8 protein-coding genes are annotated in these 12,964 nt (G+C 42.7%); 2 read left to right on the forward strand and 6 right to left on the reverse strand.

Annotated features, from left to right (window positions below):
* Positions 1 to 128: 128 nt before the first annotated feature.
* The gene (locus ACGE0T_RS02240; RefSeq protein ID WP_459190400.1) at positions 129 to 1,043 is read left to right on the forward strand and encodes a helix-turn-helix domain-containing protein; all 915 of its coding nucleotides are present in this window, start codon (positions 129 to 131) and stop codon (positions 1,041 to 1,043) included.
* A gap of 89 nt (positions 1,044 to 1,132) precedes the next feature.
* Here ACGE0T_RS02240 and meaB read toward each other — a convergent pair whose 3' ends face one another.
* From meaB to ACGE0T_RS02270, 6 genes are all read right to left on the reverse strand, one after another.
* A complete protein-coding gene (gene meaB, locus ACGE0T_RS02245; protein ID WP_459188930.1) occupies positions 1,133 to 2,227 on the reverse strand; it encodes a methylmalonyl Co-A mutase-associated GTPase MeaB in 1,095 nt (364 codons plus the stop codon).
* Between the two features lie 12 nt (positions 2,228 to 2,239).
* Positions 2,240 to 3,355 (reverse strand): DUF1573 domain-containing protein, encoded by a 1,116-nt coding sequence (locus ACGE0T_RS02250; protein WP_459190401.1) that lies wholly within the window; start codon positions 3,353 to 3,355, stop codon positions 2,240 to 2,242.
* A 25-nt stretch (positions 3,356 to 3,380) separates the two neighbouring features.
* Positions 3,381 to 3,758: a DUF1573 domain-containing protein gene (locus tag ACGE0T_RS02255; protein WP_459188931.1), complete on the reverse strand. Its 378-nt coding sequence runs from the start codon at positions 3,756 to 3,758 to the stop codon at positions 3,381 to 3,383.
* A gap of 143 nt (positions 3,759 to 3,901) precedes the next feature.
* Entirely contained in the window at positions 3,902 to 9,553 is a 5,652-nt protein-coding gene (locus tag ACGE0T_RS02260; protein WP_459188932.1) for an alpha-2-macroglobulin family protein, read from the reverse strand.
* A 142-nt stretch (positions 9,554 to 9,695) separates the two neighbouring features.
* A complete protein-coding gene (locus ACGE0T_RS02265) occupies positions 9,696 to 10,193 on the reverse strand; it encodes a dihydrofolate reductase (RefSeq protein ID WP_459188933.1) in 498 nt (165 codons plus the stop codon).
* 48 nt (positions 10,194 to 10,241) lie between these two features.
* Complete coding sequence (locus ACGE0T_RS02270; RefSeq protein WP_459188934.1) at positions 10,242 to 11,036, reverse strand: thymidylate synthase; 795 nt, start codon at positions 11,034 to 11,036, stop codon at positions 10,242 to 10,244.
* Positions 11,037 to 11,214: 178 nt separating this feature from the next.
* Here ACGE0T_RS02270 and ACGE0T_RS02275 point away from each other — a divergent pair, with 178 nt between their 5' ends.
* A complete protein-coding gene (locus ACGE0T_RS02275; RefSeq protein ID WP_459188935.1) occupies positions 11,215 to 12,345 on the forward strand; it encodes an aldose epimerase family protein in 1,131 nt (376 codons plus the stop codon).
* Positions 12,346 to 12,964 lie beyond the last annotated feature (619 nt).

Here is a 12,964-nt window from a genome sequence, read left to right on the forward strand (position 1 = left end):
CGCTGCAAATGTCAGTGTTTATTCCTGTTCGGAAGTGGTTCTTAATCGGATATAATTGTTCCAAATTTGAACTCTTGTTTTAAGTATGGTAAAAAGGTTTATCTTTGGTTCAAATTTGAAAAAGATTGATGGAAGAGCAGGTGTTGCATGTGAGTATAGAAGATTTCCTTCGTCTTAATCTGGATGGAAAATCTTATCAGGACAAATTATTTCTGTTGGAGCTTAAGGGAAATGGGCCTAAGAAGCCTAAAATAAGCGAAGATACGGCTATTCGCCTGGATGCATTTTCTATATTCCTGGTCCGCAAAGGGGAAGTGGACGTCACGATAGATAATACGACCTATCATTTATCGGATAACTTTTTACTCGATATTATGGATTTGCATGTAATCAGAGGCATGCATTTCTCATCGGATTTTCTGGGTTACCATCTGATTATCGAACGGAATTTATTTGGAGAAATAATGTTGAACAGCCGCCGTATGCCGGCTGCCTATATTGCGTCCCGGCTTAGCCGTCCGGTATTGAAATTGAGCGAGGAGGATGGGGAATTACTGGAGAATTGCTTTCACCGTATCGAACAGAATATAGACCGTACGAAACATGCCTGGCAACGGGACCTTGTTTTAAATGAATTGCGGGGCTTCTGTCTGGAAATGAATAATATTATTTATCAGGCGAACCGGGAGCAGGTGAATCTGAACCCGTCGAACAAGGATTTATTATTGTTTTTGTTTATCCAATTGTTGAATAATCATTGTAAGGAAGAGCATTCCGTTACTTTCTATGCCCGTGAGCTATGTATTACTCCTGAATACTTATCCCGCATCTTGAAGAGCTTTAGCGGAAAAACAGTTAATAAATGGATTGCCGAAGCCTTAATGCGTGAAGCTGAAATCTATTTGAGAAATCCGGATTTTACTATCCAGCAAATATCCGATATGCTGAATTTTTCAGACCAGTCCGCCTTTGGAAAGTTTTTCAAGAAGCATAAAGGCGTTTCGCCTTTGCAATATAGAACGAATGTTATAGTTGACAATTGACAATTGACAGTTGACAATTAGCTTCGCGCCCGATATATAATCGGCTGAAAGCCGAAAAAAACTGTCAACTGTCACTTGTCAACTGTCAATTATTTCGCGAGGTTGTTGAGGAACAAGTCCATCATCCGCTTGGCGGCAACGAAGGAGCTTATTTCATTATTAAGCACTTGCTTTTCGGTTGTGCCTAACATGCTTTCAACAGCCGGATTATGGTAGAATGTCTCACGTAATGTATCGTTGATGCTTTCGTACATCCAGTATTTCGCTTGTTCGTTACGTTTATGATTGAAGTAACCGTTCTTTTTGGTGAACTCCATATATTCGCCTACCATATCCCAGATTTCCTTAATACCCAGATTATAATATCCGGAATACGTTAATACTTTGGGGAACCAGCCGGAGTCTGCGGGTGGGAAAAGGTGAAGGGCATTTCTAAACTGGGCGGCAGCCAGATTTGCCTTGTCGATATTGTCTCCATCCGCTTTATTGATGATAATGCCGTCTGCCATTTCCATAATACCGCGTTTGATACCTTGCAATTCGTCCCCTGTTCCGGCAAGTTGGATGAGCAGGAAGAAATCGACCATCGAATGAACGGCTGTTTCACTTTGACCGACCCCTACAGTCTCAACGAATACTGTATCGAATCCGGCAGCTTCACAAAGCACGATGGTTTCACGGGTTTTACGTGCTACCCCTCCCAGGGAACCTGCTGATGGCGAAGGACGGATAAATGCATTTTTCTCGCGTGAAAGGGCTTCCATACGGGTTTTATCTCCTAATATACTCCCTTTGGAGCGTTCGCTACTTGGGTCGATAGCCAAGACAGCTAACTTGCGTCCTTCATTGATAAGGTGCATACCGAAAGCATCGATAGAGGTACTTTTCCCTGCTCCCGGTACGCCGGTAATACCGATACGTACGGATTTTCCGGCATGAGGCAGGCATTTTTCAATGATTTCCTGCGCTACCTGCTGGTGTTCGTATTTGGAACTTTCCACCAAGGTTACAGCCTGGCTGAGGATGGTAATGTTCCCTTTCAATATCCCTTCTACAAATTCGGAAGGGGTGTATTCTTTACGTTGAAGACGTTTCTTCAGGTACGGGTTTACGGTTGGCATGTCCGTCACACCCTTGTTGACCTTTAAACCTTTGTATAGATCGTCGTTTTCCGGATGTTCCATATGGATGTGTATTTATTTTTCAGCGGTTACCTTAACCATACGTACCGGACCGTTCGGATCGTTGCTTACGAAATGGACAAGGGTTTCCAGATTTGTTTTTATTTCTTTCGGGCGCAGGCTCACTTTAAAGGTGGCTGTGGCACCGGGTTTTATTTCTTTTTTTCCTCCAGAGATGTCCAACCGTTCGTCATCACAGGTAGCACTGTAGATAATAAGTGGAGACTTTCCGGTATTTGTAATATCGATTGTTCCGGTAACTTTTCCACCTATCAGAGGAAGACCGCCTCCTTTGGATGGTAATTTCCCGAAATCGAGCAATGTCCCCGATAACTGTGCAACGGGAGCTCCTGCTTTGTCTGCTGCGGATAATTTACTGAAGTTATCGATGATGTTAGCTGCAACAAACAGATGGTCTGTTTTATGTTTTTTTTCTCCGATACTTTCTATCGTTACTGGAATCTCTGAAATGATGCGTCCTTTTTTCTTTACCTCTTTGGCATTGAAAAGGAGCGTAATTTCACCTTTTTCTCCCGGAGCAAGTGTCGACGGTTGCGTTTGTACGGTGAGATAGTGAGGTGCTTTACCTATATGGATGGCAAAAGAGGTTTTACCATCGTTCGTGATATTAATTTTTTCACCCAGCACTTCATCCGAACGGATACTATTGTATACGATTCTCTTTTTCTCCAGTTTTAAATCTCCTATACTGTACGGATAAACGAATACGGGTTGGGTAGGTTTCGGTGTCACATTTCCTTTTATGGCAAGCGTATAGCTGCCTCTTTTGCCGTTACTGTAAATAGAGATTGTTTTGTAGAACGGTCCCGGGCGGCCTTTGGGGTTATAAGTAACCTTTACATCCCCTGTTTTCCCCGGGGCTATCGGTTCTTTTGTCCATTCCGGCTGGGTACAGCCACAGGATGCGGTAATCCGGGTAAGGACCAAAGGACTGTTACCTGTATTTTTAATTATAAATGTATGGCTGGCAGGTCCGTCAGCCTCGGCGATTGTACCAAAGTTGTAGACTAATTCGTCAGCACTTATTGTTGCATTATCCTGCGCCGGTATATTGCTTATAGAAAACAATATACCGGTCAGAATTATAAGTAGTTTCTTAAAATCAGGCATATACTGCTTATACTTTCCAAATAAGTTATTGAACATCTCCCCGGATAGTCAGAATGTAGCTGCCGGTTTTTCCGTTGCTGTAGACAGATATGGATTTGGTAAACGGACCCGGCCTGTCTTTGGGGTCATAAGTGATTTTCACTTCACCGGTCTTTCCCGGAGCAATCGGTTCTTTGGTCCATTCCGGAGTTGTACATCCACAAGAGGCAATAACACGTGTAAGAACCAATGGCGCATCGCCTGTATTGGTTATTTTAAATGTATGTGATACTTTCCCGTCCGCTTCTTTGATAACTCCGAAATCGTGGGAAGTGTTATCTACCGAAATGATTGCCTTCTGTTGTGCCGTAGCCATTCCTGTTGCTAATAAGATAGCCATAAAAATAAAAATAATCTGTTTCATCTTTTTCTATTTATGTTAGCTGTTTACTTGATGGGTATTATAAAAAGCCCATTCTTTATATAGAACAGGCTTTGTTAGTTTTCAGTTCATCACTTGCAAAGATAGCTATTAATACTGAAAAAAGAGTTTATGTTTTGTTATTTTCAGTTTACCGTAATTTCGCCTCCCTCCGTATGTGAAACAAACTCAGGGGCATAAAGGCACTGGATTGTACTGATACCGCCGGAGTACCGTCCTTCACGCGATACGTATACGGAATATTCCAGTACATAAGTACCTTCCGGCAGACTGTTGAAGAAGAAGTTTTCCGAAACATCTGTCGGCGACTGGTAATACCAGGCACCATCCCGCCAGGTGGAACCGGAAATTTGTGTAGCCGGTTCGAAACATCCTGCACGTAAATCTTTCAGGAATACATAATCCATTTCCCTGTCTGTACGGATTGTCAGGCGTACCACCACTTTGTCGCCAATGCGAAGCGGTTGTTCCGGGGAAACCGGACGCAACTGGCGCTCGGAACCGTTGTTTGTTTCAACGAACAATTTCTTTTCCACATTCAGTACGCCTTTCTGTTTTTGTACCTGGTTGATTTTTTCGAAATACTGGTCGTAGACAGCTCCCCATGCAGGTGCACTGCCTTCTTTATGAACGGAGATGGTGTTCCCTGCGGTGTTTTTATTCTTTTCAGGCAATACAACCTTTAAATATCCGGTGGCAGCTTCTCCTTCATTTGTACTATACGTATTATTCCCCCATTTTACCGTGCAGGCATTGTTGGTATTCAACCAATCGCTTCCGGTCAGGAGCAGGGCGTAGATGGCATTGACTGTTGCCGGAACGGATTCCCAGTTCTGGGTACGTTTCTGGTTGAGCAGCCATTGTTTCATCCGGTCTGTTTCCTGAGTGTTCGGTGAAAGCTCGTTGAATACGGACATCAGCAGGCAATGCGTATCGAGTGGGGAAATAAAGAAATTATTATCTCTCCGGTTGTTTGCCCAATACATGCCTTTTTCAGTAGAAGTGGTCGCTGTTTTACGCAACCAGGCGAGAATGGAATTTGCCACATCCTTCTTGCCGTTACGAAGCATCAATAGAGCCGTTTCACCTTTACCGTATAAGGATTGCTTATTCCATTCTTTTTCCGCTCTTGCTGTGTAGAAGCGGATTGCTTCGCGAGCCTCTCCCAATTCTGGAATGTCACGGTAAGAGCTGCGGACAAACAGATAGTTCAGTTGTAAGGGAGATATGAGAGTCTTCTGCCAGTCTTTCGTGTTTGTAGTCAACTGTTCATAATCCTGTTGGATTTGCTTGTCCAGGAAGTTCAGAGCCTTTATCTGCATTTCTTTTTCCTGTTGGTTGTATTCAATGGCATTCAACCGGGTAAGTTGAGCCATGCCGTTCAGAATATACAAGGTAATTTCGCGGCTTGGATACATGCCTTTAAACCAACTCCAGCCTCCGTCCGGAGTTTGTTGTTTGAGCAGTTGTTCCAAAGCGGCAGCTCTTTGTTGGGATGCACGGTTCAGGTCGAACAAAAGAGACAAGCGTTGTTTCTGTTCTGTTTCATTATCAGCTTCCAGTACCCAGGGCGTTTCCTGCAACAGGATATTCTTCAATTCTTCGTTCTTTTCAAGGTTGGATAGCAGGGTAGAGGCTGTACCTCCCTGCGCTTTCCATTGATTGATGACTTTTTGTATCCGTGGATGGCTGTTTGCTATATAGCTGGCCAATGTATTACTGTAATAAGCAGCAAACCAGGAGATAATATTTTCATTATCCGGTTGGGTAATAGTCGGTAATGCCTGTACGGCATACCAAACCGGATTGGCTGTCAGTTCCAGTGTCATGCGGAACGGGGTTCTGCCGGATTGGGATTTGGCGGATGGCAACTGTATGGCCTGCTCGCCTTGTCCCATCAGGAAGAACGGAGTGCTTTCCGTAATTAAGATTTTATCGGAAAGGACAGGTATCAAATGTTGTTCCCCATCACTACCATTTTCAGAATCGGCAATAATGCGACAGATAACAAGGTCTGTTGTTGTCGGTACGGGAAGTGTCCATGATACGGTCGCTGTATTTCCGGCAGCTAAATCAAACGGTTTTTGAGATTTGCTTAGGCATACAACCGGTTGTTCCGTTGCGGGGTTGAGCAATTCCAAAGTGACTCTGCCTGTGATGGATTTGTCGGACTGGTTGATTACTTGTGTACTGATAGATACTTCATCTCCCTGGCGCATGAAACGTGGCAGGTTAGGCACTACCATCAGCGGTTTGCTGGTAATGACTTTTTCGGAGAGATATCCGTATTTCAGATCTTCCGTTTGTGCCAACAGTTGTAATTTCCATGTCGTATTACTTTCGGGCATGGTGAAATCGAAAGAAACATTTCCTTCCGCATCAGTCACTAATGCCGGATAGAAGAATGCTGTTTCTGCGAAGTTTTCGCGTAGTTGTGCCTGACGGTTAGCCGGAGCGATTTCTATTTCTTCTTCGGCAATAATATCGGCAACGGCATTTTCCTGGAGGACTGTACCCTCAACAGCAACGGCATTTTCTACCATAGGAGCAGCATCTGCATAAGCGGAAACTCCTCTGGCAGACTTCGTCATCATTCCATAAGGCCTATTTGAATAAAATCTGGAGGAATTGAGCACATCCAGCCAGTTCAATTGGTCATACTGGAATTGGATGACTTTTAAGTATTTTATATCAACATTGTCATAGTGGGTATACGTAGTGAACGCACTTCCCGGATTGAAGCCCGGCGCCCATATGTTGATATAACGTTGCGGCACGAATGACCAGCCGAATGGCATAATCTGGTCGAGGGATGCATCATACATACTTGCCAGGACTTGTGCCGAGACGGCCATAGAATCCGCATTGGTGATACGGAACTTCCAGTTTTCCTTGCTACCCGGCAGTAAATGGTCGCGGAAAGTTTCCGGACGGATCGTCAGTTTCCGGTCGGGAAGCTGGCGGGTAACCGGTATCTGTTCCATATACGTTTCACCTGCTTTGACAAAAGTGAGTAATACCGTGAATCCATTGCCATCGCTTTCTTTGAACGGAATACGGAATGTCCGGTTTTCATCGCTCATTTCAAATCGTTTCCGCTCGATACATTTCCTGTTGGCATCATATATTTCGTATAAAATATAGGCTTGTTTATCGGATGTACCGAATATAAATTCTGCATCTTCACCCGGCAGGCAAGTTGTCTTTTCTTTGATTAGCCAGGTATGCATGAATACAGGAGGACGTTTGTCTTTTTTGTCATACAGGATGAAATCGGTATCGGTTGTTATTTCTTTTCCGTTCCGGTCTGCCGCTTTCACTTCCAAACGGTAGCGTCCGGATACCAGTGTGCGGAATACGGAATTAGGGATAGCCTGTCCGGTTGAGAAGTTGCCGGAAGCCACTTCCTTATTTATCTTGAACCGTTCAATGCCGTAGGCTGATTTTTCCTGTACTTTTTCATCTAATGCATATATTTTGTAGGTACCGTTAGCCGGTATTTCTTTTCCGTTTATGGTGAAAGCCGAAACATTGGCTGTTGCCGAATCGCGTTCCATTTGTTGTTCGGAGCGGATGGTCAATAAGATTCCGGAATCTCCAACGGAGAATGTGTATTGTGCTTCCTGGGTTTCCCCTTTACTGTCGGTTAATGTTGCCGTAACTTCATAGGTTTGGAATACAGGACGTCCGAAATCATTTTTCATCCGTTCGGGAACAAAAGAGAAAGAGAAATTGCCTTTTTCATCAACTGTTGTTGTGCCGCTTGCCACTTGTCCGAAATCAGAAAAATAAGGCATGTACAAACGTAACCAGAACGGACGTTTGGATATTTGCCATTTGATTTCACCGGTTTGCAATGCCACTCCTGAGAATGTCTTGGCAGAACCTTCTATTTTTACCGGTTTTCCGAAGAATACCTCATCTTCTAATGGGCTGATAGCAACCTGGAAGGTCGGGCGTTTGTACTCTTCTACCCGTATATTGGTCTGTCCCCTGTCGGATGTGATAGAGAAAGAACCACTCAAAACAGATTGAGGAATTATAAATTCTCCGTTGAACGAACCGAACTGGTCGGTTGTGAGCTTCTTATTGGCCACTTCCTGATAATTTGCATCGCGCAGGCTTACAGAGAATGTCCGGTTAGCCACTACATGCGGATTGTCTGTATCTTTTACATAAGCGATGCCCTTGAAGAATACGGTTTGTCCGGGACGATATAATCCACGGTCGGTGAACAAGGATAATTCAATCTGTTCTTTTTCCTGAGGACGATAGGTCCCGGCAGGATAAACAGAGGTGAGAACCGCCATGGTATCTTCGCGTAAAGTTGGACGCACGGCTTCAAACCGTTGCTTTGCAGGAAGTATGGCAAGACCATACCGGTCGGTTTTAACATGTCCGATGGCTACCGGATTACCTTGGGTATTTGTCTTATAATAAGTAACATTTGCTCCTTCTATCGGTTTACCGCTTTCAACGTCTGTAACCAATACATCGGTTGTCCCATTGTTTTGTCCCCGTGTAAGGATACCCAGACGGCTGACGCTGAAACGTGCACTGGTTTCAAGGTTGTTATCAGGTGTCGATACCGTGTATTCATACAATCCTAATTGTTCCATCGGGATTGTCAATGTTGTATCATACTGTGTGTAACTGTTTTTTAAAGGCAGATCGTAGACTGTCTCTTTCAGTAGTTTACCCCGTTGTTTTTGGTTTTTAGGATAATTCTTCCATGCCAGTTCCGGCTGACGGAGGCTTTGATATATGCGTACAATCAGTTTAGGGGTATTTTGGTATTGTATCTGGATGGAGAGATTTTTGCCCGGATAAATATTGTGTCCGGCCTGTGTTCTCAGTTGGGTATTTTCTAATGAAGTCAACGTGTTCTTGACACTGCTTATCCGCTCGTATTTCGGATAGCGGGCAATACATTCTTTACAGGTCGAATAGATAAGCCCTTTGATGGAGTCGTTTTGTTCGGGAGTACCTCTATAAGACTGGCTTTGCAAAACTTGTAAACGTGCAATGCATATTTCAGCAGCAAACGGTTCTTTTTCGTATTGCTTAAATAAACTGTCTAATTTCGACAAATATTCGGAAGACTGGGCGGGCTTGTCCGAATAGTAAAAATTGAACCAATCCAATTCATCCATTACAAGCGCTTTTGTATTTGTCTGGGTACGGCGGAAAGCCAGAAGGGCGTTATACCATTCGGCTGACGGTTGTATGCTTATTGCACGGAAAGCCAGGAAATCATATAAGGTAGGGCGAAGTTCCGGAGAGTCTTTCCCTTTTGTCAAGATAGCATCAAACTGGCTCACCGGCGTTTCCTGCAATAGACCGGCAGGCTGTAAAGAGGCTGTTAATTCGCTTTTGATTTTATCCTGGAACAGATTGGTAGTCCATTCGCGTATATCTTCCGGAACATATCCTTCCAGGTTTGTTCGTTGGTTGATTTTCCAGCGATTGTTTGTATAGTAGGAATCATACATCTGGGCAATCATCGAGTGCAGGACTGCCACACCCGTAGAATCAGTACATGCTTGGGTGTACTTTTCAACTTCTTTTATCAATTCTGGGAGAGACTCGGTATCTTTCTCCATCTGCTCATTCATTTGTTTGATGAGCGACTGGATTAACAACGGTGTGTTTTTAGTCTGAATGGCTTCTATTATCGCTTTTTCTCCGGCGGATGTCCGGTTTGCGTTTACATAGAATGCGGTGACGAGTATCCCGCATACTACAAGTATTAAAACAACAAATGCTCTTATCTTCATATCTGTTTGGGTTTACTTGTAAAACAATCCTATTGAATGAAGGTTTTGCAAATCGGTAAATCAATTTTGTAAAACCTTCTTTACTGTTAGATACAAAGAAAGAGCAAAAAGTTGTAAATTTATTGTTAATTAGAGGTAAATCTTACTTTTTCCGTACATAAGTAAGGAATGTGTACGGGTACGGATTATCAGCGTCTGCCGGAAATTCCTGGCGTTCCACCTCTTTCCATAAATCCCAGTTTACTACCGGGAAGAAAGAATCCGCATCTTTAAATTCATGATGTACGCGAGTAAGATACATCGTATCGGCAAGACTTAATCCCTGTCTGTAAACGAGGGCACCGCCGATGATAAATATTTTTTCTTCTTTTTCGCAGATATCTAATGCATCGTGCATGGATTCGCATGCAAAGCAATTAACGAAACCTGCTTCCGGTAAGGTTGTCAGCACAATATTCTTCCGGTTGGGTAAAGCACCCTTAGGCAATGATTCGAAAGTTTTACGACCCATGATAACGGCATGACCTGTTGTCAGTTCCTTAAAACGTTTCATATCTGCCGGCATACGCCACAACAACTGCACGTTTTTACCGATTGCATTGTTGTCAGAAATAGCTGCTACAATTGAAATATTATTCATAACTTATCGATTTAATAGAACTTTATAAGTTCGATTGTTATTGTTTGTTTATACGGCAACTTCTCCTTTGATGTGAGGATGCGGGTCATAACCCGTCAGGTTGAAATCCTCATATTTAAAATCGAAGATGCTTTTTACATCCGGATTGATTTCCATTACCGGAAGAGAACGCGGTTCACGGGAAAGTTGCAATTTAACTTGTTCCAAATGGTTCGTGTAAATATGGGCGTCTCCCAGCGTATGGACAAAATCCCCGGCTTTGAGACCTGTTACCTGTGCCATCATTTGTAATAACAAAGCATAGGAAGCAATGTTGAAAGGCACTCCAAGAAATATATCGGCGCTACGTTGGTACATTTGCAGGCTCAACCGGCCGTTGGCTACATAAAATTGGAAGAAAGCGTGACATGGAGGCAGATTCATATTATCCAAATCGCCCACATTCCAGGCACTGACAATGATACGGCGCGAATCCGGATTATGTTTGATTGTATCTACCGCTTCACTGATCTGGTCGATTGAGCCACCTTTGTAGTCAGGCCATGAACGCCATTGATAGCCGTAGATATGTCCTAAATTACCATCAGCATCCGCCCACTCATTCCAGATACGGACTCCGTGTTCCTGTAGGTATTTGGCATTAGTATTCCCCTGTAAAAACCACAATAATTCGTATATAATGGATTTTAAATGTAACTTTTTAGTGGTAAGCAACGGAAAACCGTCTTCCATATTGAAACGCATCTGATGCCCGAATACACTCAATGTGCCGGTTCCTGTACGGTCTTCTTTTTTCACTCCTTCATGGAGCACACGCTCAAGCAGTTCTAAGTATTGTTTCATTTTTGAACTTTGATAGTAACATGCAAAAGTACGAAAGTGATTTGTATAAAGCAATAGCCGTAAACTTTGCAGCTACCTTTTATCTGACATTTTTAAACATTATCAAAAGATTGTTATTATATTTTGCAGGTAAAAATGTATATTTGCCTGCAAAATAATATTTAATTTTAATATCGAAATGAAGAGACTATGTATGGCTGTCATGGCAATGTGTTTATTGTTGTCATGCAGTGAAAAAAAAGAGACAACTACACTTTCCGGTCTGACTTCGGCGAACTTTGTATCGGAAGTGGAAGGTAAACCTACCGCCTTGTATGTGTTGAAGAACCAGAAAGGTGCAGAAGCCTGCATTACAAACTGGGGTGGACGTCTGGTATCTGTGATGGTACCCGATAAGAATGGAAAAATGACCGATGTGGTGTTAGGGTATGATAACATTAAACAATATGTGGATTTTCCCGATAATAATTACGGCGGTTTAATCGGACGTTATGGCAACCGTATCGCAAACGGCCGTTTTACTTTGGATGGAACCGAATACCAGCTTCCTCAGAATAATAACGGACATTGCCTGCATGGAGGCCCGTTGGGCTATCATACTCGCGTATGGGATGCTAAACAATTGAACGACCAGACTTTGGAACTGACCTATCTATCCAAAGACGGTGAAGCCGGTTTTCCAGGAAATTTGAATATGAAGGTTACTTATACATTGACGAACGATAATGCTGTAGATATTAAATATGAGGCTACAACAGACAAACCGACAATTGTAAACCTGACAAACCATAGCTATTTTAATCTATCCGGCGTACCGGGTTCCCAGATTTTGGATCATCAGATTATGATTAATGCAGATCGTTATACTCCGGTAGACAGCACATTAATTCCGACTTCTGAACTTGCTTCCGTAGATGGCACTCCGATGGACTTGCGCCAACCGGTACTTGTAGGAGCTCATATTAATGATGATTTCGATCAGTTGGTTAAGGGACGCGGTTACGACCATAATTGGGTATTGAATACAAACAACGATATTAAAACGCTGGCTGCAAAAGCTTATTCGCCGGTAAGTGGTATTGCGTTGGAAGTATATACCAACGAACCGGGTGTACAGTTCTATGCAGGAAACTTTATGGATGGCAATGATGTGGGTAAACATGGTGTGAAGTATCCGCATCGTGGTGCTCTCTGTCTGGAAACACAACATTATCCGGATTCTCCTAACCAGCCTACATTCCCAAGCGTAGTTCTCCGTCCGGGTGAGAAGTATTTCAGTGAATGTATGTATAAATTTACTGTTGAATAATACACCCTTTATAGAGGAATTTTAAAAGCTTATTTTTTATATAGACGACGCAGGATATGCAACATTTGCAATGTTCTGCGTCGTTTGTATTTATATTAAGTAAAGATAATCCTGCTCTTTTTCGGAGCTGTACCGGGTGTATTTACAAGTTCCAGCCGGCAAAAGAACAGTTTCGTCAGCATGAAATAAAAAGTTTCAGCCGTTGAAACAAAAAGTTTCAGCTGTTGAAACAAAAAGTTTCAGCTGTTGAAACAAAAAGTTCCACTCGATGAAACTTTTAGTTTCAAACGTGATTTTTTTTTTGAAACTAAATGAAAGTTCCCGATCCGACCGATAAATTTATGAATTCGGATTTGTTAATGTTTCTTTGCAAACAATATGTTTCATTGATTTTCCATATATTTGCATCATACATATTTACAGCCGGGATTTGAAGTTCAGGCTGTGTGTTATATTGATAACGTTAAGCGTTTAAGATATTATCTTTGGAACTGAAAATCGCCAAGTTTCATGTCGAACAGAGATAATAGACAACTAAACGCTCACGCTTGTTATATATACCAGGTATATATACAGGTATATAATAGAGCGTGGGCTGTTGTTTGTTATTTGTTCGATG

The organism is Parabacteroides sp. APC149_11_2_Y6, from assembly GCF_054506995.1.